This window comes from Tenacibaculum sp., assembly GCF_048269885.1.
GTDB lineage: Bacteria > Bacteroidota > Bacteroidia > Flavobacteriales > Flavobacteriaceae > Polaribacter.
On sequence record NZ_JBLWTZ010000032.1, the window covers coordinates 1 to 23,461 of the forward strand.

Sequence of the window (23,461 nt, forward strand, 5' to 3'; positions counted from 1 at the left end):
AAATAGTTTTAACTTAATAAATACCTAGATAATATATACCATGGAAAATAATAAAATATTTTTATATATTTGTAAGTGAATTTTAACAACAAGAAAAAATGAAAAAAGCTAAAATTATTTTTTATGTAGCTACAGGATTATTAACATTGTTAATGTTTTTTTCAGCTGGTATGTATTTTTTTAATCATGCAGAAGTAGCAAAAATGTTTACAACATTTGGGTATCCAACGTATATTATTTATCCGTATGCAGTAGCCAAATTATTGGGTTTAGTAGCGTTGTGGTTTTTTAGAGGGAACTTTTTAAACGAATGGGCATATGCTGGTTTTTTCTTCGCGTTTATTCTAGCTTTTTTTGCTCATTTTATGGTGGGTGATGGAGAACAAACAGGAGCACTTGTAGCGATGATACTATTAATAGTTTCGTATATTTATAGTAAAAAAATATAATGAGTAATAACCCAACAGCAACAGTAACCTTAACGAATCGAAATTATTTGGCAGAAAGTAAAATGAGAAATCATTTTGCTGTTATTGATGAACCTATAGATAAAGGAGGAGATGACAACGGACCGACTCCAGTAGAATACTTACTCACGGCAATTGGCGGATGTGTATCTATTACTTTGAGAATGTATGCAGAGAGAAAAGGATGGGACTTAGGAAAAGTTACGGTAAATGTTAGTCAAAAAGAACAATTAACTTCTGAAGGAGTTAAAAAAACATTAGTAGAGGAAATTTCATTCGAAAAAGAAGTTACAGATGAGCAGCGAACTAAACTATTAGAGATAGCTGGTAAATGTCCAGTAGCTAAAATGGTAAAAGGGGAAACCGAAATAGATTCAAAAATAACCACATAGATGAAGAAAATAATCGCTTTCGCAGGAAGCAATAGTAACAAATCAATAAACAAACAATTAGTAACATATGCTTCTAGTTTATTAGAAGGAATAGAAGTTTCGGTATTAGATTTAAATGATTATCCATTGCCTATTTATGGGATAGATAAAGAAATGGAAGACGGGATTCCTGAAAATGCAGCAAAGTTTCTAGAAAAAATCATTGTAGCAGACGGAATAATTGTATCGTTGGCAGAACATAATGGAAACTTTACGGTCGCATTTAAAAATATAATAGATTGGATGTCGCGTATAGAACAAAAAGTATGGCATAACAAACCTGTGTTATTATTATCTACCTCGCCCGGAGGGAGAGGAGGAGCATCGTCTATGGCCATAGCCAAAAACGGATTTCCCCATATGGGAGCAAATGTCATAACAGATTTTTCTTTACCAAAATTTTATGATAACTTTAATGACGGAAGGGTTGTAAATGAGGAGTTTAATAAAAAAATAAAAGAGGCAGTTACAACTTTCCAAAAAGCAGTATAAACATAAAATTTAATAGTATGTCAGAAGCAAAGGAAATCGTAAAAAAATACAGTAATGACGATATTACCGTAATTTGGAAACCAAACATGTGTATCCACTCAAAAAAGTGTTGGAAAGGTTTGATACAGGTTTTCAATCCGCAAAATAGACCTTGGATTAATATGGATGGAGCAACTACAGAAAGAATTAAAAAGCAAGTAGAAGAATGCCCATCAGGAGCGCTATCATATATTTCAAAAAGAGAAGGGAATCAAGCAGCAGCTCATACAGAAACTAAGGTAGAAGCATTAGAAGATGGTCCTTTATTAATTTACGGAACTTTGCAGGTAACCAATCCAGACGGTACGACAGAAAAGAAAAATAAAACAACGGCTTTTTGCAGGTGTGGAGCGTCTCGTAACAAACCCTATTGTGATGGCACACATGTAAAAGTTGAGTTTAAAGGATAACGATGAAAGTACAGCAAAAAGACAACGATAAAAAAGGAGAGTTTTATATTGAAGTTGAAGGAAATAGTGTTGCTTTAATGACGTATACTTGGGCAGGTAATGATAAACTAATTATAGATCATACTGAAGTTGGAGATGCTTTAAGAGGAAAAGGAGCAGGATATAAGTTGGTAGCAGCCTCGGTAGAGTTTGCTAGAAATAAAAACATCAAAATACTTCCATTATGCCCATTTGCTAAATCAGTTTTTGATAAAAAACCTGAATATTCAGATGTTTTAGCATAAACAAAATTCCTTTTCAGTATTTGTAAAGAGTTTATATTCCTTGGTACATAAATGTGTGTTTTGTATTTTTGTACTTAAAATAAGGAGGTTAAAATGAAGATAGTTTTATACGGTAGAAAAGGACATGCACATACAGTTGCATATAAAAACTTTCTAAAATCGGCAGAAGTACCATTTGAATACAAAGACGTTTCTGTTGATAATGAAGCAAAGGAGCATACTAAAGAATTGTATGATGGTCAAGTAAAATATCCAACATTATTTGTTGATGAAGAAGTGTACTTAACACCATCATCGGATACTTTTAACAAATTAATGCAAGACTTAAAGTTAAAAGGATAATCTTAATTTTAATAAAAAAGGGCTAATAGCTAACAGCTAATTACCGAAGCAATGGGAGATATTTCAAAAGACATTAATTCAAAATTTCCAAATAATAAAATCAAAGCATTTATCAATATTAAATATACTGCTAACTGGATAAACAGTAAAGAGAATGAGTTTTTTAAGCAGTATAGCATTTCGCCACAACAATTTAATATTCTTCGTATTTTAAGAGGAGCAAGAAAAGCAATAAAAGTTCAAACAATTAAAGACAGAATGATTGAACGAGCTCCGAACGCCACAAGATTAATGGATAAATTATGTGAGAAAAATTTAATTGAGCGTGAAAGATGTGAAGATGATAGAAGAGTGGTTTATATAAGTATTACCCAACAGGGAAAAAAGCTTTTAAAAACAATAGATGATAAATTGCATTTAGATTTTATTGATAATTTAACAGAAGAAGAAGCCACACAACTTAGTAAGTTACTGGATAAAATAAGATAATTAAATTTGTGCTTATTATTAAATAAATAGGAAATCTAGTTTAAATATTGTATCTTTTTAGAAAGTGAAAAGATATAAGTCATGCATACATACGATACACTTTCAGAAGCATTAAAAGATTTGCAAAAAAGAGGGTTTACTCTTGATTTTAACCTGAGAGAAAAGGAAATAGAGAGTAAAAATACTAAAGAAATTTTTCCGCCAGATTTCTTTGAGATAGTAGAAGTATATCGATTTGAAGGAATGAGCAGTGCAGGTGACAACTCTGTTGTATATGCAATTCAAACCCAAACAGGCGGTAAAGGGGTGTTAGTAGATGCTTATGGAGTGTATGCTAATTCTCTTTCTCCAAAAATGATTCAAAAACTAAAAATAGTTCATTAACATAAAAATAAAAAGACAAATGTTTTTGAATTTCTCTTTTTTATGTAACCAAAAATTGTTTAAAAAGAGCTAATCACCTTATAAAATAAAAGGGTTTTCCTTATGTAATAAATAACCTTTTGCCTACAAGTTTCTAAATAGTGGTAAGATATATTTGGGCTAATTAATTAACCCAAACTAATATTTTATGAAAATTTTAAAAACCCTAATGTTTGTAAGTATCTTTTTCATGGTATTTACATCATGTCAAAACGAAGAAACTGTATTATCAGACGAAACTCAAACAGAAACCGTAAAGGCTAAAGCTGCAAAATCCACAGATGATTTAAGATTAGATTACCATGAAGACTACGGAGTAGTTAAAGCGGATGAATACCCAATGAATCCAGGAGGAGTAAAAGAACCTACCTTAGATCTATTTTTAGAAAAAGGAAACCTTAAAAAAGAAGATTTAAAAAGTTACCGCATTGTAAAAGATGAATTTTCAGGTATTGGTTTAGCAGAACACAGAATGAAGGATGGTAATGTAATACAAGTACCACATGCGTATGAAAGGCAACCAGTTTATAGGTTTGAAGCTGAACTAAATGATGGAACTAAAGTAAGAATTATTATCATAATAATATGTTCAAATGGTTTGATTATAATCATTTGGTGGTAATAGAATAACCAGGTATTTCTAAAAGACCTTATACAGAAGTATGAGGTCTTTTTTATATGAAAAACATATGATAAAAATATGTATCTTGCCATTTGTTATGCGTGCATAATACTTTATAAAAATACAACAATGAAATACAAACATATTTTTGAGCCATTAGATTTAGGTTTTACTACTTTAAAAAACCGAGTGTTAATGGGTTCTATGCATACTGGTTTAGAAGAAGAGAAAAATGGAATAGAACGAATCGCTGCATATTATGCAGAACGTGCACGAGGAGGAGTAGGTTTGATAGTTACAGGAGGAATAGCTCCTAATATTCAAGGGTGGACAGCGCCTTTTTCTGCTCGTATGAGTACAAAAAAGCATGCCCGTGAGCACAAAGTAATTACTGAAGCAGTGCATAAAGAAGGAGGTAAAATATGTATGCAAATATTGCATTCAGGACGTTATGGATACCATCCATTTAACGTAGCACCTTCAAAAATAAAATCACCAATAACTCCTTTTACGCCTTTTGCATTAAAGCAATCAGGAATACGAAGAACAGTAAAAGATTTTGTTAACTGTGCGAAATTATCGCAAGAGGCAGGATATGATGGAGTTGAAATCATGGGGTCTGAAGGCTATTTAATCAATCAGTTTATAGTAACAAGAACTAATAAAAGAACCGATGATTATGGAGGGAAATATGAAAACAGAACCCGTTTAGCAGTAGAGTTAGTTCGAAAAATTAGAGAAGCAGTTGGTGAGCATTTTATCATTATCTATCGTTTATCAATGTTAGATTTGGTAGAACAAGGAAGTTCTTGGGAAGAAGTAGTACAATTAGGAAAAGAAATAGAAAAAGCAGGAGCTACTATTATCAACACAGGTATTGGTTGGCATGAAGCACGAATTCCTACTATTGCAACTTCAGTACCTAGAGCTGCATTTACTTGGGTAACTAAAAAAATGAAAGAAGAATTATCTATTCCATTGGTTACTTCTAATCGAATAAATATGCCGGATACTGCTGAAAAAGTTTTGGCAGAAGGACATGCAGATATGATTTCAATGGCACGTCCGTTTTTAGCGGATCCAGAATGGGTAAACAAAGCAAAAGAAGAAAGAGTAGATGAAATAAACACTTGTATAGCTTGTAATCAAGCTTGTTTAGACCATGCTTTTCAGAAAAAAGTAGCAAGCTGCTTGGTAAACCCAAGAGCATGTCATGAAACAGAGTTAAACTATAATCCTGTATCAAAAAAGAAGAAAATAGCAGTTGTAGGGGCAGGACCAGCTGGTTTAGCAGCATCAACGGTAGCAGCTCAAAGAGGACATGATGTAACCTTATTTGATGCCGATAAAGAAACTGGAGGTCAGTTTAATATAGCAAAACAAATTCCAGGAAAAGAAGAGTTCTATGAAACCATTCGTTACTTTAATAAGCAATTAGAATTGCACAAGGTAAATGTAAAGTTAAATACGAGGGTTACTGCTGAAGATTTATACAATGGTAATTTTGATGAGGTTGTTTTAGCAACGGGGATTACACCGAGAACCCCAAGAATAGAAGGAGTTGAACATGAAAAAGTACTGAGTTATATAGATGTTGTAAAATTAAAGAAACCCGTAGGTAAACGCGTTGCAGTTATTGGAGCAGGAGGAATTGGTTTCGACGTTTCAGAATACTTAGCTCATGAAGGAGAAAGTACTTCTTTAAATATAGATGCTTGGTTAGAAGAATGGGGTATTGATAAAACATTAGAGGCACGTGCTGGAATAGAAGGAGTTGCTCCTAAAATTCATCCTTCATCTAGAGATATATTTATGTTTAAACGTAGTTCTGGAAAGTTTGGAGGAAATTTAGGAAAAACTACAGGATGGATTCATCGTTCAGTATTAAAAAGAAAAAAAGTACAGTTTATTAATGAGGTACAGTACACAAAAATAGATGATGAAGGATTGCACTATGTTCAAAATGAAGAACAAAAAGTGTTACCAGTTGATAATGTAATTATTTGTGCGGGTCAAGTTCCATTTAAAGAATTATTAGAGCCGTTAGAAGCTAAAGGAATGAAGGTTCATGTAATTGGAGGTGCAGATGTAGCGGCTGAGCTAGATGCTAAGAGAGCCATAAACCAAGGAAGCAGGTTAGCTGCTGAACTCTAGTATGCATATAAATTTAAAATCACTAAAAAAGTCTTGCATTGGTAAGACTTTTTTTATGCACAAAACTACAGTGAATAAGTCTAAATAATTACCGATATTTGTAGCTCACATTTTATTGAAAAAAGTAAATTATGGCAATGAACAAAAACACTGTCCTAGGTTGGGCAACGCTTATAATGGTATTAATGGGGATTTTACTTATTGGATTAGCAGTATTTAAATATGATGAAATAGCAGGGTATGGCTTTGGTGCTGTTGGTTTAGGTTTTTTTGCAAATGCATGGGTGTTTAATGCCTTAAAAGGAAGAGTTTAAAATAAGTTTATGGTTTGTAGTTTATTTGTTGGTAAGTTCTAATCAAACTTCAAATCATGAAATTATAAAACCAAATTATGGGAAAGATTGAAAAGTTTGAAGATTTAGAGGTTTGGCAAAGAGGAAGGTTGATTTGTCAATATGTTGAAGAACTTTTTCAAAAATCTAACGTATCAAAGAAATTATAGCTTAAAAGATCAAATAGAAAGGAGTTCTAGGTCAATAATGGATAATATTGCAGAAGGTTTTGATAGAGATGGAAATCGTGAGTTTCATAATTTTTAAGTTATGCAAAAGGTTCGGAAAGAGGACTAAAATCACAATCCTAATAGAGTTTTTACGTATTAACTTAGGAATTCAGATATCAAAGGACAAAAATTTAACAGAAAATCGTATCCAAAAAAACTATAAACTCCAAACAACAAACTATAAACAATAAAACAAATGAGCGACGATAAAAAAGTCATTTTTTCAATGAATAAGGTCTCTAAGACCTACCAAAGTACAGGGAAACAAGTTTTAAAAGATATTTATTTAAGTTTCTTTTATGGAGCTAAAATTGGTATTTTAGGTTTAAACGGTTCAGGTAAATCTACCTTATTAAAAATTATAGCTGGAGTAGAAAAAAACTACCAAGGAGAGGTTACGTTTTCACCAGGTTATAAAGTTGGGTATTTAGAACAAGAACCACAGTTAGACGAAAACAAAACTGTTTTAGAAGTTGTTAAAGAAGGAGCAGCAGAAACTGTTGCTATTTTAGATGAATACAACAAGATAAATGACATGTTTGGTTTAGAGGAAGTATATTCTGATACAGATAAGATGCAAAAATTAATGGATCGTCAAGCTGAACTACAAGATAAAATTGATGCTTCTAACGCATGGGAATTAGATACCAAGTTAGAAATAGCGATGGATGCGTTACGTACGCCGGAAGGAGATAAGAAAATAGGAGTACTATCTGGAGGTGAACGTCGTCGTGTAGCCTTATGTCGTTTATTATTACAAGAACCAGAAATTTTACTATTAGATGAGCCTACTAACCACTTAGATGCAGAATCGGTGCATTGGTTAGAGCATCATTTAGCACAATACAAAGGAACGGTAATCGCAGTAACACACGACCGTTATTTCTTAGATAATGTTGCAGGATGGATTTTAGAGTTAGATAGGGGAGAAGGTATTCCTTGGAAAGGAAACTATTCATCTTGGTTAGATCAAAAATCACAACGTTTAGCGCAAGAAAGTAAAACAGCATCTAAACGTCAAAAAACATTAGAGCGAGAGTTAGAATGGGTGCGTCAAGGAGCAAAAGGTCGTCAAACAAAGCAAAAAGCACGTTTGAAGAATTATGAAAAGTTAATGAGCCAAGACCAAAAGCAAACGGAAGAAAAGTTAGAAATTTACATTCCGAATGGTCCACGTTTAGGAACGAATGTAATCGAAGCTACTGGGGTTTCTAAGGCTTATGGAGATAAGTTATTGTATGAAAACTTAGAATTTAACCTTCCACAGGCGGGAATTGTGGGGATTATTGGTCCGAATGGAGCAGGTAAAACCACCATTTTTAGAATGATTATGGGAGAGGAAACACCAGATGCAGGAAGTTTTAAAGTTGGAGAAACAGCTAAAATTGCGTATGTAGACCAATCACATTCAAATATTGACCCTGAAAAATCTATTTGGGAGAACTTCTCTGAAGGTCAGGATTTAGTGATGATGGGAGGTAAACAAGTAAATTCGAGAGCTTATTTAAGTCGTTTTAATTTTTCTGGTAGCGAGCAAAATAAAAAAGTAGCAACCTTATCAGGAGGAGAACGCAACCGTTTGCATTTAGCTATGACGTTAAAAGAAGAAGGAAATGTGTTGTTATTAGATGAGCCTACCAATGATTTAGATGTAAATACTTTACGAGCTCTGGAAGAAGGTTTAGAGAATTTCGCAGGTTGTGCTGTTGTAATATCACACGATAGATGGTTTTTAGATCGTATTTGTACGCATATCTTGGCTTTTGAAGGTGATAGTCAAGTGTATTTCTTTGAAGGTTCTTTCTCTGATTATGAAGAAAACAAGAAGAAGCGTTTAGGAGGAGATTTAATGCCTAAACGTATCAAATACAAGAAACTAATTAGATAAAAATAGGAAAGAAATATCGTAATAATAATAAAACTCGAAGTTAGCAGCTTCGAGTTTTTTCTTTTTCTATAACAATTGTCCCCCCAATGCAAAACTGTTTAGTAGATAGTTTTCCATAGTATAATAGATTATGTTAATGATATTTTAATCGCAATTATTATGCCGAAAAAACAAATAAAATATGTTTTTAATTGAAAAATTGTAATTAAAGGTTGATTTAATTGTTAAATGTTTAGTTTTTAGTGTTTTGAAGAGGGTTTATCAAGTAATATGTTAACAAAATATTTTTGTTCAGATGCTTTTAAAACGAGCCCGATGTTTGAAATATTTTTTAACATAATTATAAATTTATGTATTAAGTCAAAAGTAAACTTTATAAAAACCTTAATAAACGTAAGGTAATTATGTGTTTTTAGAAGAAATGAAGCCCAGTTGATTATTTAAGAAAAGCTTTTGAAAGTTTTAAAAACGCTGTCTTATGATCACCATCATGTACATAGTGACCTGTATTAGGAACTACCCAAAACTTCATAATAAATTTCAAGACCATTTATATTTACTCTTTCATGTTTTTTTGGAGTAATTGTATTTTCATATTCATATGTTTACTCATTGTTTTAATGAGTATGATTATTGGAAAGCAAATACATTAGTTTTTAGAATTTAAGCATAACTATTTACTCTTTCTGAAGTAAAAAGAACTCTTTATTGTTGTTGTATTGAAAGGGTATTGTATCAATAAATATTTTTAATTGTGAAAAGCAGCGTTATGCGCCAAGTCTCCGTTACAACTATTACATTTTCCAGCTGCGTCAGCCCCACCAATACAACCGTTGGTACAAGTATAATGATATTGTCCAGCAGCATTAGGACCAGAAGTGGGTAATGTTTCAGGAGTTGCTATTGGGGTGTTAGAAGTGTTGTTTTGGGTATTGTGAAACGCTTGGTTATGGGCAAGAGGCGTTTTACAAACAGAGCAAGTGGCTCCTTTGGTATTAGAGCTTCCCCCTTCACATTTATTAGGACAAATGTAATGTGCACCTCCAACAACATTAACAGAGGTGTTATTTGTATTAGGAAGCTTAGGTACTGGACGTTCGTTAAAAGGAACTGTTAATGGGTTTACAGGTGCTTTCTTTTCTTCTGTTTTACAAGAAAAAAGACAAGATAATAGTACTAATATTGAGCATATTTTTTTCATATTCAAATATAAAAAAACCTCGTCAAAAATGACGAGGTTATAGTTATATAAAGTTTGAGAATTTTATAAGTGGATTACTTCATCATAAGCATCCGCTACAGCTTCCATAACCGCTTCACTCATCGTTGGGTGAGGGTGGATTGCTTTTAATACCTCATGACCTGTAGTTTCTAATTTACGACCTAGTACGGCTTCAGCAATCATATCAGTAACACCAGCTCCAATCATGTGGCATCCTAACCATTCACCATACTTAGCATCAAAAATAACTTTTACAAACCCATCAGGAGTCCCCGCTGCTTTTGCTTTACCAGATGCAGAGAATGGAAATTTACCAATCTTTAATTCATATCCCGCTTCTTTAGCTTGCTCTTCTGTTAAACCTACAGAAGCAATTTCAGGAGTAGCATAGGTACAACCAGGAATGTTTCCATAGTCAATTGCTTCAGTATGCAATCCCGCAATTTTTTCAACACAAGTAATTCCTTCCGCTGAAGCCACGTGTGCTAAGGCAGGACCAGGAGTGATATCTCCAATTGCATAGTATCCAGGAATGTTTGTTTGGTACCAATCGTTTACTAAAATTTTGTCTCTATCAGTAATAATCCCAACATCTTCCAAACCGATGTTTTCAATATTTGTTTTAATTCCAACAGCAGACAAAACGATATCTGCTTCTATAATTTCTTCTCCTTTTTTAGTTTTCACAGTTGCTTTTACTCCATCTCCAGAAGTATCAACAGCTTCAACAGAAGAACTAGTCATTACTTTAATTCCAGCTTTCTTGAAAGAACGCTCCATTTGTTTAGAAACATCTTTATCTTCCACAGGAACAATTGTAGGCATAAACTCAACTACAGTTACATCTGTTCCCATAGCGTTATAAAAGTGTGCAAACTCCACTCCAATAGCTCCCGAACCTACTACAATCATTGATTTTGGTTGTGTTGGTAAACTCATGGCTTCACGGTAACCAATTACTTTCTTACCATCTTGTGGTAAACTTGGTAATTCACGAGAACGAGCCCCGGTAGCAATGATAATGTGGTCTGCTGAATACTCAGTTACCTTACCATCTTTATCGGTAACAGCTACTTTTTTACCTGTTTTTACTTTACCAAATCCGTCGATGATATCGATTTTGTTTTTCTTCATTAAGAATTGAACACCTTTGCTCATTCCTTCAGCAACACCACGACTACGCTTAATCACAGCTTCGAAGTCTTTATCGATAGCTTCAGCTTTTAAACCGTATTCATCAACATGCTTTAAATAATCATACACTTGAGCAGATTTTAATAATGCTTTGGTAGGAATACATCCCCAGTTTAAGCAAATTCCACCTAAGTTTTCTTTTTCTACTACAGCGGTTTTAAATCCTAATTGAGAGGCTCTAATTGCAGTAACATAACCTCCAGGACCACTTCCAATTATTAGTACGTCGTATTTCATGTTTTAAGATGTTTTATCGTTTAGTGTTTATTTTCAATATTAATTACAGTTAATGGTTGTATAGGATTAAAAACTACGTCTTTAATGCCTAGTTTTTTACTAATGAAGCTAAAGGCAACATGCGTAAAATAATGAATAAAAGTTAAACCAACTATGGCTAATAAAGGAACCCCAAATAATTGGTATGGCCAAAAATAAGTCCACGTTCCTAAATTAATGGCTATCATTTCACCCAGAGCTGGAAAAAATAAGGCCATTAAAAGAATTAAGGAGTTTCTTGAAGCATTAGATAAATTTGGGAACTGAGTATATATTTGAACTTCTATCCTGTACATTAAAACAAATGCACCAGCCCAACCAAAAAATAGCCATTTGGGAACCTGACTAGTAACATCGTGGTATTCCCAATGATTATAAGTAGTTCCTAAATGCTCTACTAAAACCCCCATTAACCCTGTAAAAACAAGTCCAGCAACAAATATTGGACTATAGGTGTTGTTTTTTACTGAAGAGTAAATAGAATGAATTATTTTTAGACCTAATACAATGGCTAGTACTAAATCATATTGATGGAAAACACCAATAATAATTCCGCCAATTACTAATTTAAGGGTACTTAGAATGAGTATTTTTTTCATAAATACTACTTTTTTTACATTCTTTCTGGAACCTGAATTCCTAGTAATTTGAATGCTGATTTTATGGTATCAGCTACCTTTTTTGACAACTGAACTCTAAATATTTTTTTATTTTGATTTTCTTCTCCTAAAATTGATACGTTTTGGTAGAATGAGTTAAACTCTTTTACCAAGTCGTAGGTATAATTAGCAATTACAGCAGGGGAATAGTTACTCGCTGCTTGCTGAATAACCTCTGGATATAATTCTAATTGCTTGATTAATTCTTTTTCTTTCTCGTGTAATTCCACTTCGGCTCCGCTGAGTGAACCACTATAGTCGAAATCAGCTTTACGTAAGATAGACTGAATTCTTGCATAGGTATATTGTACAAACGGACCTGTATTTCCTTGGAAGTCTACCGATGCTTGTGGGTCAAACAAAATTCTCTTTTTAGGATCCACCTTTAAAATAAAGTATTTTAAAGCGCCCAATCCGATAATCGTATACAATTCTTCTTTTTCTTCAGTAGAATAGCCTTCTAACTTTCCTAATTCTTGTGAAATTTCACGAGCCGTATTGGTCATTTCATCCATTAAATCGTCAGCATCAACAACAGTACCCTCACGAGATTTCATTTTTCCTGAAGGTAAATCCACCATTCCGTAACTTAAGTGGAATAATTGTTTCGCCCAAGAATACCCTAATTTTTGTAAGATTAAGAACAATACTTTAAAGTGGTAATCTTGTTCGTTACCTACGGTATACACCATTCCGTTTACATCAGGAAAATCTTTAGAACGTTGAATGGCAGTTCCAATATCTTGGGTCATATACACGGCAGTTCCATCAGAACGTAACACTAGTTTTTCATCTAACCCTTCGTCGGTTAAATCACACCAAACAGAACCGTCTTCTTTTTGGAAGAAAACTCCGTTTTGTAATCCTTCCTCAATAATATCTTTTCCTAATAAGTAGGTATTACTTTCGTAGTATAATTTATCAAAGTTAACTCCGATGTTTTCATAAGTAACGTCGAAACCTTTGTATACCCATCCATTCATCATTTCCCAAAGAGAAACTACTTCTTTGTCTCCAGCTTCCCATTTACGCAACATTTCTTGTGCTTCAACAAAAAGAGGAGCTTGCTTTTTAGCATCGTCTTCAGAAATTCCTTTGGCAACTAATTCAGAAATTTCTTTCTTATACTCTTGATCGAATTTCACATAGTAATTTCCAACAAGTTTATCTCCTTTTAATCCGGTTGATTCAGGTGTTTGACCTTCTCCAAATTTTTTCCAAGCCAACATCGACTTACAAATATGGATACCACGATCGTTGATAATTTGTGTTTTATACACTTTATGTCCCGCAGCCTTTAAAATTTCAGCAACCGAATACCCTAATAATACATTACGAACATGCCCTAAGTGTAAAGGTTTGTTGGTATTTGGAGAGGAGTACTCTACCATTCGAGCATCTGTTTCGTCTTCTGTTACAAAACCATACGAAGCATTTGCCGCTATTTGATTAAAAAAGTTCACGTAGAAAGAATCGTCAACTACCAAGTTTAAAAAACCTTTTAGAACATTGTAATTGGTAATTTCGTTGATGTTTTCAACTATATATTTTCCTAAGTCTTCACCAATTTGAACAGGATTTCCTTTTTTGTACCGCAACAAAGGGAAAACGACAACAGTAATGTCACCTTCAAAATCTTTACGGGTTGCTTGAAATTCTACACTAGGAATTTCTACATCATACAAGGCTAAAAATCCTTCTTTTACTTTCGCTTCAATTAACGATTGAATATTCATTGGTTCTTTTTAATTGTCGCACAAAATTACATAATTTATTTGGATGGTATTTAAACTGATTCAAACAATTTTATGGGTACATTTGCGAGGTATATAAGAGATGTATAATAGGTTAGTTTTAAAAGAATACTACAGAAAATGATAAATAAAACAGTAAAAAAAATAGTATTATTTTTTACAATTTTTCTTTTTCAAAACTGTTTGAATAATAAAAGGGAGCCTATTAAAATTGTAGAGGTAAAATCTAATGAATTGAAAAAAGAACAACTTTTTATATCTCCTAAAGAGGATACTATTTTAGAAAGGAATAATCCTGATTCGTTAGATTTATCAAAACATCAAGTATTTATAGATACAACTAGGAGTTCTAAGTTTTATAAGGATTTAATGAATTGGTCAGAGTCTAAAAGGGATATTGAGTCAATAAAATCTTCTGTAGAAGAATTAGATAAAGACTTCAAACTAAAAAACATAGAAATAAGTAATTTTCCTAATCATTTTATTTCTTTGAGAAAGCTTGATGGAAACTTTGTATTATATGATAGATGTGATGGAATTGATCCAAGGTTTGAGGTTAGAAAAGGTTTTTTTATTTTCTATGGCCCTTTAGAATCTCATGCAGATTTGATATCTAAGATAAGGATAAATTCAGAAAAAAGAATAGAGCTAGAACTGAAGACACATAAGGCGTTTTCATCAGATGAAAAATCTTTTTTGATAATAGAGAAGATAAATGATTCCATATACAAGATGGAATATAAAAGTGAAAATTATAATAGAGTTTACTATATTACTACTATAGAAAATATAAGAAACTTTGATTTAGTTGTAAATAACTGCCCATCTATGAAAATGTCAGAGTTTAAGAAGTTTGATGAATATATAAAGAGTGATAGAATAGAAGTAGAAGATTTATTAAATTAGAATTAATGGATAAAGACCTTGAAAACTTACCAAAATTAGCCAAAGACGCTTTACAAGAAAATAAAAAGTATTTTCAACGATTAAAAAGGCGTACACCTAAACGTTTAGATTTATTGATGCAAGAATTGCATGAGGAAGAATTTGAACGTACCGACTGTTTAGCATGTGCAAATTGTTGTAAAACGACTTCACCAATCTTTACGGAAAAAGATATAGAGCGCATTGCAAAGCACTTAAAAATGAAGGTGATTGATTTTACCAATCAATATTTACAGCGAGATGAAGATAATTTCATGGTCTTACAATCTGCTCCGTGTACTTTTTTAGATGAATCAGATAATACGTGTTTTATTTATGATGTGCGTCCTAAAGCATGTTCTGAGTATCCACATACCAATCGTAAAAAGTTTATACAAATAGCAGATTTAACAATTAAAAATACCGAGGTTTGTCCTGCCACTTATAGAATAGTTGAGGAATTGAAAAAACGGTTACCTCAATCAGGAAGTTCTAAAAAATAAGTTGTTATAGATATTTTTTCTATTTTTAGGAAAAATATATCATAGTGGAAACCCTTATACATTATTTTGAAACGATTCCTTCTAGTCATAGAAGTATTATTTTAGTTGGAGGAATAACTTTTTTCTGGTTGTTAGAAGGCGCTGTGCCTTTATTTAGTTTTAAATATAATAAATGGAAACATGCATGGCCTAATTTATTTTTTACTGCTACTACGGTAATTATCAATTTTGCTTTGGCTTTTGTATTACTTAAAACAGCGGACTGGGTACAAGCAAATGATTTTGGACTCATTAATTGGCTACCTGAAATGTCATTAGGGTTGTATGTATTGTTAGGTGTGTTGTTTTTAGACTTCTTCGGAGCTTATTTAGCACATTTAGTAGAGCATAAAGTGAAACCTTTATGGATGGTACATTTAGTACATCATTCAGATCATAAGGTAGATACCACCACAGCAAACCGACATCACCCTATAGAAAGTGTTATTCGTTTTACATTTACATTACTAGGTGTTTTTTTAGTAGGAACGCCAATAGGTATAATCATGTTGTATCAATCTATGTCGTTAGTGTTTACACAACTAACTCATGCCAATATAAAAATGCCTAAAAGATTAGATAAAATATTAAGTTATGTGATTGTATCACCTGATATGCATAAAGTGCACCATCATAACTTATTACCTTATACTGATTCCAACTACGGAAACATCTTTTCTATTTGGGATCGATTATTAGGAACGTATATGGAATTAGATAGAGAAAAAATAGTCTACGGGGTAGATACATTTCCTGATGAGGCAAAAAATTCAAACCTAAAAGAGTTGTTAAAGCAACCTTTTCAAGGATATCGAAAACCCACGAATTTAAAGGAAATTAAATAAAAAAAGCAAGCTTAACAGCTTGCTTTTCTACTTCTTACCTTATTATAAAGGATAACAAATGTAACCTCGATAGCTTAAATCGGTGTAAGAATAAAAAAAGGTAGGTGTATTACCATTACTAGTCTGATTATGACACCTCCATCTCCAACTTGGAGTTACTGGATCAGAAGGAAACCTGTCAGGATCCGTTGTCGTGTCCACTCCGTCTAAATACCCACCAAAAGAGCCTCCTCCTGAAATTTCTTTTTGAGTTAAACTGTTTAGTTTTTGAACACCACTTAACTTTAAAATGCTTTTTTTCATAATAATATAAATTTGATAGTTAATAATGATTCAAACCTAAAAAGTTTATGAAGAGGATACGAATTAACTTTGTAAAGGGTAGAAATTAATTTATAAAGAAGCGTTTTTAAAGTTTTTGTAGATTAAAAAGGGTTTTTCCTATGTTGTAAATAGTTGTTTAACTGGTGGTTGTGTTTTTGTGTTCATGTAAATTTGATTTCATAATTAACCCCAAAAACTATTATTTTATGAAACAACTACAAAATTTTGTACTTGTAGGCGTCGCTTTTATGATGTTACAAGCATGTCAAAAAGATGACACTACAAGTGAACTGTTAAACAGCAAAAACTTAGAGGTAAAACAAGCTCGAGCCTATTACGCACCATGGGTATATGTGATGGATTGGCGTTTTAGTAGAGGCACTTGTACTACAGGTCCTGGAGTATGTTTTAAAAACGACTATGGTGACATACTTGTATATGGAAATGCAAGTTCAGGTTCATCAGAAGAAGTAAAAGAAACTTTTTCGAAACTTATGGAAGGAAATAACGATGAAGATAATGGTGTGATAGCATTCAGAAATGAAGGTGAATCATTGCGATTAGTATTCTCAAGAAGTTTAGAAGAAGAAGATTTCATTATTTCAGAAGACGTATCACTAAGAGATGATATTGTAAAGGAATTAGGTAAAACTAATATTACTTTACAAGCAGGTAAATACGTTGTAGATTATTCTCGTTTTAAAAACGGAGAGGTTTTAATACCTGTAAAAAATTAAAAAACTAACTAATCAAACGAATGAATTCTTAGCAAAGACTAAGAATCTCAAAAAATAAGAAAAAATGAAAAAACAAAATTTTTTATGGATGGCAGTGATGTGTTTTACATTGCTTTTTAGCTGTCAAAGCGAAGATATAATTGAAAATGAATCAAACAAAGAAGAAGTACAATTAGCTAAAGAAAGCACCGTAACAATTAATCACACCTACGATTATTACGGAAAGCAGTTTAAGGTAACTTACGTGTACAACGAAGAAAGTGGAGAAGTGCTGAAAACTGGAGGAGATGTAGATCTTGCTCAAGAAATTTTTGGGGATGAAGAACGAGCTCCAAAGTCATTATTTTTTGATAATCCAAAAGAAGGAAGTACTGATATAGAAGTTAAAGTTTTTGATAATGGAGAAGACTTAAAAAAATATACTTCAAAGGTTGCCGAAGGTTTTCCTGGCGATGAAGTAGCTACAGAAGGAAAATCATCAAAATGTAGTAGTTATGATGTATATGGAACAGGAGATTTCTACTTTTATAAGCATGCGTATTACAGTACAGAAATGACTGGAATGAGAAGGTTGAATAGATACTATTACAGAGATCATTGGGTAGGGTCAGGAAATAATGATCAACTATCTTCTTTACTGATAAGAAAACCTACCAACAGAAGACAAGTAGTGTATTTATATCAGCACTCTTGTTATGGAGGAAAAGTAATTGGTTTTTATGTCCCAACGGGATATATAGGAAGAAATATAGCGAACCTTAAGTGGTACACCATGTCTGGATGGTGGTGGTGGAAAAAATCTTGGAACGACCAAGTTTCTTCTACATCAGGCTGGGCTTGGTAATAAAATAAACGATATCGTATTTAGTTGCTTGTAAAATAATAAAAGAACCTCAGAAGATTTTTCTTCTGAGGTTTTATAATTGTTTTTAATTTTTATGTCTCTCTATCAATTCCAATATTTTCTTGCCTCTGGCTTTACAGCCTTTACTTTCATGAATCACTTTGGTGCGAATTAGGTGTTCTAACTCAGGATGAACCCAGTCTTTCTGTAAGCCAAACAAATATAAAGTGTTCATAGTATAAGCTTTTACGGCTATTTTTTGGTCGGTAATTAACCAGTCGAATCCCGTTTCTATAATTAAATCAATATTAGTTTCTGTTAACTGTTCTTTTATTTTATTGGATGTTTTTGAGGTAAAAGCAGTTGCTAAATGCTCACAAATTTTAGCACATGGCCTTATAGCACTGTCAAAGTGTACTCTAGATATATTGTTTGTAAAAACAGTCAAATAAGGAACAATATATTCAATTCCATTATGTGTACAAATCCATTCCAGCACCCAAGCAGCTTTAATAGATAGTTTATTAGCAACATCAAAAGTAATATCAACTAAATATTTTATCAATTCAGGTTGTGTCAATACAATATTTGCAGCATTATTTCTGTTTACTCTAGCAGGGTTATCAACATTTTCTAACACAGAAATTAAAAAATCAAGACTCATATTGGTATGGTTTATGTAAATTTGAAAGGTAAAAGAAATTATAGCATGATAAATATAAGAAGGATATTTTCAATAGCACTTTTGTTCTCTGTATTTTTTATTACAGCTGCACAAGCTCAAAAAATAAATAAATTTGATGCTAATGGAAACAGACATGGAGTTTGGAAAAAATATTATGACGATACTAAAAATAAAATAAGGTACTCAGGCGAATTTAAAAATGGAAAAGAAGTAGGAACATTTAATTTTTATGAACCTAACTCTTATGGAATTCCTTCTATGACTAAAGAATTTTCTGCAAAATCAGATAGTGCTTTTGTACAATTTTTTACACCAAATGGAAAAGTAAAAACAAAAGGATGGATGATAGGAAAAAAACGAGTAGGAAAATGGACGTATTATTTTTCAGACGGAAAACTTTTTTCAGAAGAAGAATATGCTGATGGTAAATTAGATGGAGTTTTAAAAAACTACTACAGAAACGGTAAATTAACAGAAGAAAGTATTTATAAAGAAGGTAAAAAAAATGGGCTATCTAAAATTTTTACTGAAGCAGGAATAATGATTGAAGAAGTGTATTATGTTGATGGAAAGTTAGAAGGAGAAGGAAAGTACTACGATTTAAAAGGAGGTTTAAAAGAAAAAGGAATGTATAAAAATGGTAAAAGAGACGGTAAATGGCAATTTTATATGGACGGAGAAGTCGTTACCGATAAGAGAAAAAGAACAGTACATTCAATACCAAAAAATTAATCTATAGAGATAGAAAGGATAAAGATAAGTTTACCCTCTTTTATAAAGTACCACAGTAGAGAATAAGAGTTTTATTTTCTGACTGGTTAATTTAAGAAAACTCTGAGAGAAGGTGAGAAACTAAGACATGTCACTGTCCATCAATTTTTACAATGAAGTCATCAATTATTTCCATAATAAAAAACGTTTATTATTTCGTAAATTTGCAGCTTCAAAAGTAAAAAATGAAAAGAGTAGTAGTAGGACTTTCAGGAGGTGTAGATAGTAGTGTAACTGCGTATTTACTAAAAGAACAGGGATACGAAGTTATTGGATTATTCATGAAGAACTGGCACGACGATTCAGTAACCATTTCTAATGAATGTCCGTGGTTAGAAGACAGCAACGACGCTATGATTGTTGCAGAAAAATTAGGAATTCCTTTTCAAACAGTTGATTTAAGCGAACAATACAAAGAACGTATCGTTGACTATATGTTTAACGAATACGAAAAAGGTCGTACACCTAATCCTGATGTATTATGTAATCGTGAAATTAAATTTGATGTGTTTATGGACATCGCATTAAGTTTAGGAGCTGATTATGTAGCTACAGGACATTACTGTAGAAAAGCAGTAGAAATTATTGATGGAAAACCTGTATACAAGTTATTAGCAGGAAAAGACACGAATAAAGACCAATCATACTTTTTATGTCAATTATCGCAAGAACAATTATCGAAAGCGTTATTTCCTATTGGAGAGTTGACAAAACCAGAAGTTCGTGAAATAGCCAAAGAAGCAGATTTAATTACAGCTGATAAAAAAGACAGCCAAGGCTTGTGTTTTATAGGAAAAGTAAGACTCCCAGACTTCTTACAACAAAAACTACAACCGAAAGAAGGAGATATTGTCCGAATTCCAGACGAGTTTGAGCAGTACAATCGTTCAGTTCCAGAATTTGAGAATAAAGAGGCAGAATTGGAATATTTTTCAACGAAGTTCTCTTATAATAAAGAGGATGGAAAAGTAGTAGGAAAACATCAAGGAGCGCATTATTTTACAAAAGGTCAACGTAAAGGTTTAGCAGTTGGAGGAACCAAAGAACCATTGTTTGTGATTGAAACCGATGTAGATACTAACATTATTTATACAGGAGAAGGAAAAAATCACCAAGGATTGTATCGAAGTGTACTATTTGTATCAAATGAAGAACTACACTGGGTGCGTGAAGATGTAGCTTTACAAACAGGTGAATCTATGGAAGTAGAGGCACGTATTCGTTACCGACAACCATTAGAGAAAGCTACGTTGTATAAAGTTGATAATGGAATTTATGTTGAATTTGAAAATCCACAATCAGCTATTCAAGAAGGGCAGTTTGTTGCTTGGTATAAAAACGAAGAGCTATTAGGTTCTGGTGTAATTTCGTAGAAAAAGAAAAATAATAAATTATGAAAAAAATATTGCTATTGTTTGTAGTATTCATTTGTGCTAATGGATACTCACAAAAAGACTCTATTTCTAATTATTTAGATAGAAAGTTTAAAATAACGTCAAATAAAAACGATGCTAAATATATTGAAACTAGTGTAAAAAAAGAAACTCTTTGGGAAAAGGTACTTTATTATAGAGACGGAAAAATCTTCAAGAAGGGGTTTTCAAAAAATAATAGAGGAAGCAGTTATGTAGGAAAATACCTTGAGTTCCACCGAAACGGAAAAATATCTAAAAGGGCTTTTTATGATGCTGAGGGAGAATTAGAAGGAAAAGTACTTGCTTTATTTGATAATGGAAACAGAAATTATACAGGTTTCCATAAAAACGGAGTTCCATCAGGGTTATGGAAATACTATCATTACAACGGTAACCTAGCAGCAAAATTTTATTACGATATAAATGGAGATATAGAAAGGTATATACTATTCAATGAAAAAGGAGAAGAGTTTAAGGATGATATTTATACAAAGTTTATAAAGCCTACTTTTAAAAATGGAGAAGAAGAATTTAGTTCGAAAATGAACTATTTAATAGATAATGTAAGCTATGCTATTAATACTGCAATTGATGTGAGTTTTATTATTGATGTTGACGGTAGTATTAGAGATGTATGGGTAGCTAATACAATTCCAAATAAATTAAGGAATGAAATAGCTGACTTTTTTGAATCTATAAAAGGATGGAAACCAGCAGTGGAAATGAATAGAAAAATACCATATAAATATAGCATTATGCTAAATTTTAAAACTAGAGTAATAGATTAATATATTGTTTTGAATAACAAAACGAAAAAAATACAACCTCGATTTTTTCGAGGTTTTTTTGTGCTTCCTAGCTAATGATTGTACATTTACGCTATGCAAAACAGAATTACCAAACTATTTAATATACAGTATCCAATCGTTCAAGGTGGAATGATTTGGGTTTCAGGATGGAAGTTAGCTTCTGCAGTGTCAAATGCAGGTGGATTAGGATTAATTGGAGCAGGATCGATGTATCCAGAAGTACTTCGTGAACACATTCAAAAATGTAAAAAAGCAACGGATAAGCCTTTTGGGGTAAATGTGCCAATGTTGTATCCTGATATTGAAAAAATCATGGATATTATTGTTGAAGAAGGAGTGAAAATTGTGTTTACCTCCGCAGGGAATCCAAAAACATGGACCTCTTTTTTAAAGGAAAAAGGAATTACAGTAGTACATGTGGTAAGCTCAGTAAAATTTGCCTTAAAAGCAGAAGCAGCTGGAGTAGATGCTGTGGTATGTGAAGGATTTGAAGCAGGAGGTCATAACGGACGTGAAGAAACGACTACGTTTACGTTAATACCTATGGTAAAAGAACAAGTGAAGATTCCAGTAATTGCCGCAGGAGGAATAGGTTCAGGTAGAGGAATGTTAGCAGCAATGGTGTTGGGAGCAGACGGAGTGCAAATAGGAAGTCGTTTTGCAGCTACGGTAGAATCTTCAGCACATGACAACTTCAAAAAAACAATTGTTGAAGTAAAAGACGGTGGCACACAACTAACGTTAAAAGAACTCGCACCTGTACGTTTGGTAAAAAACAAGTTTTTTCAAGAAGTTCAAGAATTATATCAACAAAACCCAACGATAGAACAATTAAAAGAATTGTTAGGGCGTGCACGTGCAAAGAGAGGTATGTTTGAAGGAAACTTGGACGATGGAGAACTAGAAATAGGTCAAGTAGCAGGGCTTATCCATGAAATTAAACCAGCAAAAGAAGTGTTAGAAGCAATTGTAGAAGAATATCAGCAAGTGAAAAAAGAGCAACTATTTTAGGAAGTATTTTTTATTAGAAAAGTATAGTGGAAGGAGAGGTTATCGATTTTATTAAGCTTAAGTTGGGTTATATTGTTTTAGATACATCCGAATCGTTTGATTTAATAGGTACAGATGGCTTAGATGCAGAAACTTTTTTTAATGATTTTGAAAGGCATTTTAATGTTAATATGACAAGCTTCGAATTTGATAGATATTTTTCTAAGGAAGACCCATTTCATAAACTATTAAGAAATAAGTTTAAATTTTTTGGAAAGCAAAAACATTTTTCAATAAAACATTTGATAGAGGTTGTTGAACGTAGTGAATGGTTTGATCCTGTATAAAAAAAACAATACTAAAAGAGTAATTCTTTTTTATAAGTTTTTAGTTTACATTAATTCATTTTATGAAAAAAAATATTGATTCTTATATAGGGTTCATAAATGATTTTGAATTAGCTTTTAAGAAAAAACACAAGGGTAAAAAAGATATATGGATAGAAATAGATAAGACAATCCCTAGAAAAGGGGTTGTATTTAACTATAGTTATTATTTTCACGGAAGAGGTTGTAGAGTAGAGTATAATAATACTATTTGTGAATATGATTTTGGTTTATTGGAAAGAAAAGTAATCAATTTTTCTATCTGGAAATTATATAAGTTTATAGAAACAAATCCAGAGCTATCAAATGTAAGTATGAATGATGTATATTTTGGAACTCTAGATTTAATTAATGAAGGAGTTGTTTCAAGATTTATTCTAAGTGGAATTGATACAAAAACATACAATATAGATAAGGGTTATGTACATAGAATATATCCTTATTTAAGGTGTTTATAATAAATATGAAGTAATATATGAAT

30 protein-coding genes are annotated in these 23,461 nt (G+C 32.3%); 24 read left to right on the forward strand and 6 right to left on the reverse strand.

Annotated features, from left to right (window positions below; all coding sequences use genetic code 11):
* Positions 1–98 precede the first annotated feature (98 nt).
* From ACN0WY_RS16225 to ettA, 13 genes are all read left to right on the forward strand, one after another.
* Entirely contained in the window at positions 99–449 is a 351-nt protein-coding gene (locus tag ACN0WY_RS16225) for a DoxX family protein (protein WP_417801033.1), read from the forward strand.
* Positions 449–859: an OsmC family protein gene (locus tag ACN0WY_RS16230; RefSeq protein ID WP_417801034.1), complete on the forward strand. Its 411-nt coding sequence runs from the start codon at positions 449–451 to the stop codon at positions 857–859. Before ACN0WY_RS16225 ends, ACN0WY_RS16230 begins: the two co-directional genes overlap by 1 nt.
* The gene (locus ACN0WY_RS16235; RefSeq protein WP_417801035.1) at positions 860–1,390 is read left to right on the forward strand and encodes an NADPH-dependent FMN reductase; all 531 of its coding nucleotides are present in this window, start codon (positions 860–862) and stop codon (positions 1,388–1,390) included.
* Between the two features lie 17 nt (positions 1,391–1,407).
* Complete coding sequence (locus tag ACN0WY_RS16240; RefSeq protein ID WP_417801036.1) at positions 1,408–1,839, forward strand: (4Fe-4S)-binding protein; 432 nt, start codon at positions 1,408–1,410, stop codon at positions 1,837–1,839.
* 2 nt (positions 1,840–1,841) lie between these two features.
* Positions 1,842–2,123 carry a GNAT family N-acetyltransferase gene (locus ACN0WY_RS16245; RefSeq protein ID WP_330487069.1) on the forward strand — a complete coding sequence of 94 codons (282 nt, stop codon included), beginning with the start codon at positions 1,842–1,844 and terminating at the stop codon, positions 2,121–2,123.
* 93 nt (positions 2,124–2,216) lie between these two features.
* The gene (locus ACN0WY_RS16250) at positions 2,217–2,465 is read left to right on the forward strand and encodes a glutaredoxin family protein (RefSeq protein ID WP_099216226.1); all 249 of its coding nucleotides are present in this window, start codon (positions 2,217–2,219) and stop codon (positions 2,463–2,465) included.
* Positions 2,466–2,516: 51 nt separating this feature from the next.
* Positions 2,517–2,954, forward strand: coding sequence for a MarR family transcriptional regulator (locus tag ACN0WY_RS16255; RefSeq protein WP_330487068.1), 438 nt, complete (start codon positions 2,517–2,519; stop codon positions 2,952–2,954).
* 81 nt (positions 2,955–3,035) lie between these two features.
* Entirely contained in the window at positions 3,036–3,338 is a 303-nt protein-coding gene (locus tag ACN0WY_RS16260; protein ID WP_417801037.1) for a phosphoribosylpyrophosphate synthetase, read from the forward strand.
* A gap of 187 nt (positions 3,339–3,525) precedes the next feature.
* Positions 3,526–3,999: a hypothetical protein gene (locus tag ACN0WY_RS16265; protein ID WP_417801038.1), complete on the forward strand. Its 474-nt coding sequence runs from the start codon at positions 3,526–3,528 to the stop codon at positions 3,997–3,999.
* 129 nt (positions 4,000–4,128) lie between these two features.
* Complete coding sequence (locus tag ACN0WY_RS16270) at positions 4,129–6,153, forward strand: FAD-dependent oxidoreductase (RefSeq protein ID WP_417801039.1); 2,025 nt, start codon at positions 4,129–4,131, stop codon at positions 6,151–6,153.
* 137 nt (positions 6,154–6,290) lie between these two features.
* Positions 6,291–6,467, forward strand: a complete 177-nt coding sequence (locus ACN0WY_RS16275; protein ID WP_231128403.1) for a CAL67264 family membrane protein — start codon at positions 6,291–6,293, stop codon at positions 6,465–6,467.
* A 141-nt stretch (positions 6,468–6,608) separates the two neighbouring features.
* Entirely contained in the window at positions 6,609–6,752 is a 144-nt protein-coding gene (locus ACN0WY_RS16280) for a four helix bundle protein (protein ID WP_417801040.1), read from the forward strand.
* 159 nt (positions 6,753–6,911) lie between these two features.
* Positions 6,912–8,603, forward strand: coding sequence for an energy-dependent translational throttle protein EttA (ettA, locus tag ACN0WY_RS16285; RefSeq protein WP_417801041.1), 1,692 nt, complete (start codon positions 6,912–6,914; stop codon positions 8,601–8,603).
* A gap of 748 nt (positions 8,604–9,351) precedes the next feature.
* Here the strand turns inward: ettA and ACN0WY_RS16290 are convergent.
* The 4 genes from ACN0WY_RS16290 to argS all read right to left on the reverse strand — a co-directional run bounded on the left by ACN0WY_RS16290 (position 9,352) and on the right by argS (position 13,690).
* On the reverse strand, positions 9,352–9,804 hold the full coding sequence (locus tag ACN0WY_RS16290) for a hypothetical protein (RefSeq protein WP_330487062.1): 453 nt from the start codon (positions 9,802–9,804) through the stop codon (positions 9,352–9,354).
* A 63-nt stretch (positions 9,805–9,867) separates the two neighbouring features.
* The gene (gene lpdA, locus ACN0WY_RS16295; protein ID WP_330487061.1) at positions 9,868–11,256 is read right to left on the reverse strand and encodes a dihydrolipoyl dehydrogenase; all 1,389 of its coding nucleotides are present in this window, start codon (positions 11,254–11,256) and stop codon (positions 9,868–9,870) included.
* Positions 11,257–11,276: 20 nt separating this feature from the next.
* Entirely contained in the window at positions 11,277–11,894 is a 618-nt protein-coding gene (locus ACN0WY_RS16300) for a hypothetical protein (protein WP_417801042.1), read from the reverse strand.
* A gap of 14 nt (positions 11,895–11,908) precedes the next feature.
* A complete protein-coding gene (gene argS / locus ACN0WY_RS16305) occupies positions 11,909–13,690 on the reverse strand; it encodes an arginine--tRNA ligase (protein ID WP_417801043.1) in 1,782 nt (593 codons plus the stop codon).
* Between the two features lie 138 nt (positions 13,691–13,828).
* Here argS and ACN0WY_RS16310 point away from each other — a divergent pair, with 138 nt between their 5' ends.
* Genes ACN0WY_RS16310 through ACN0WY_RS16320 form a run of 3 tightly spaced genes read left to right on the forward strand, consistent with a single transcriptional unit; the run spans position 13,829 to position 16,019 of the window.
* Complete coding sequence (locus ACN0WY_RS16310; RefSeq protein ID WP_417801044.1) at positions 13,829–14,614, forward strand: hypothetical protein; 786 nt, start codon at positions 13,829–13,831, stop codon at positions 14,612–14,614.
* Positions 14,615–14,619: 5 nt separating this feature from the next.
* The gene (locus ACN0WY_RS16315) at positions 14,620–15,135 is read left to right on the forward strand and encodes a YkgJ family cysteine cluster protein (protein WP_330487058.1); all 516 of its coding nucleotides are present in this window, start codon (positions 14,620–14,622) and stop codon (positions 15,133–15,135) included.
* 44 nt (positions 15,136–15,179) lie between these two features.
* Positions 15,180–16,019: a sterol desaturase family protein gene (locus ACN0WY_RS16320; RefSeq protein WP_417801045.1), complete on the forward strand. Its 840-nt coding sequence runs from the start codon at positions 15,180–15,182 to the stop codon at positions 16,017–16,019.
* A gap of 42 nt (positions 16,020–16,061) precedes the next feature.
* On the opposite strand, the gene ACN0WY_RS16325 is transcribed toward ACN0WY_RS16320, so the two are convergent.
* Positions 16,062–16,322, reverse strand: coding sequence for a hypothetical protein (locus ACN0WY_RS16325; RefSeq protein ID WP_417801046.1), 261 nt, complete (start codon positions 16,320–16,322; stop codon positions 16,062–16,064).
* A gap of 227 nt (positions 16,323–16,549) precedes the next feature.
* Between ACN0WY_RS16325 and ACN0WY_RS16330 the strand changes: the two genes are divergently transcribed.
* A complete protein-coding gene (locus tag ACN0WY_RS16330; RefSeq protein WP_330487055.1) occupies positions 16,550–17,080 on the forward strand; it encodes a hypothetical protein in 531 nt (176 codons plus the stop codon).
* A 64-nt stretch (positions 17,081–17,144) separates the two neighbouring features.
* Positions 17,145–17,924: a hypothetical protein gene (locus tag ACN0WY_RS16335; protein ID WP_330487054.1), complete on the forward strand. Its 780-nt coding sequence runs from the start codon at positions 17,145–17,147 to the stop codon at positions 17,922–17,924.
* Positions 17,925–18,009: 85 nt separating this feature from the next.
* Here ACN0WY_RS16335 and ACN0WY_RS16340 read toward each other — a convergent pair whose 3' ends face one another.
* Positions 18,010–18,588 carry an adenylosuccinate lyase gene (locus ACN0WY_RS16340; RefSeq protein ID WP_417801047.1) on the reverse strand — a complete coding sequence of 193 codons (579 nt, stop codon included), beginning with the start codon at positions 18,586–18,588 and terminating at the stop codon, positions 18,010–18,012.
* 45 nt (positions 18,589–18,633) lie between these two features.
* On the opposite strand from ACN0WY_RS16340, the gene ACN0WY_RS16345 reads away from it, so the two are divergent.
* The 6 genes from ACN0WY_RS16345 (at position 18,634) to ACN0WY_RS16370 (ending at position 23,438) form a co-directional block, all read left to right on the forward strand.
* Complete coding sequence (locus tag ACN0WY_RS16345; protein WP_417801048.1) at positions 18,634–19,341, forward strand: toxin-antitoxin system YwqK family antitoxin; 708 nt, start codon at positions 18,634–18,636, stop codon at positions 19,339–19,341.
* A 224-nt stretch (positions 19,342–19,565) separates the two neighbouring features.
* The gene (mnmA, locus tag ACN0WY_RS16350) at positions 19,566–20,753 is read left to right on the forward strand and encodes a tRNA 2-thiouridine(34) synthase MnmA (protein ID WP_417801049.1); all 1,188 of its coding nucleotides are present in this window, start codon (positions 19,566–19,568) and stop codon (positions 20,751–20,753) included.
* A 20-nt stretch (positions 20,754–20,773) separates the two neighbouring features.
* Entirely contained in the window at positions 20,774–21,583 is an 810-nt protein-coding gene (locus ACN0WY_RS16355) for a toxin-antitoxin system YwqK family antitoxin (RefSeq protein WP_417801050.1), read from the forward strand.
* 93 nt (positions 21,584–21,676) lie between these two features.
* The gene (locus ACN0WY_RS16360) at positions 21,677–22,615 is read left to right on the forward strand and encodes an NAD(P)H-dependent flavin oxidoreductase (RefSeq protein WP_099216203.1); all 939 of its coding nucleotides are present in this window, start codon (positions 21,677–21,679) and stop codon (positions 22,613–22,615) included.
* Between the two features lie 26 nt (positions 22,616–22,641).
* Entirely contained in the window at positions 22,642–22,941 is a 300-nt protein-coding gene (locus ACN0WY_RS16365) for a DUF1493 family protein (RefSeq protein WP_417801051.1), read from the forward strand.
* A gap of 62 nt (positions 22,942–23,003) precedes the next feature.
* Entirely contained in the window at positions 23,004–23,438 is a 435-nt protein-coding gene (locus ACN0WY_RS16370; RefSeq protein ID WP_417801052.1) for a DUF6896 domain-containing protein, read from the forward strand.
* Positions 23,439–23,461 lie beyond the last annotated feature (23 nt).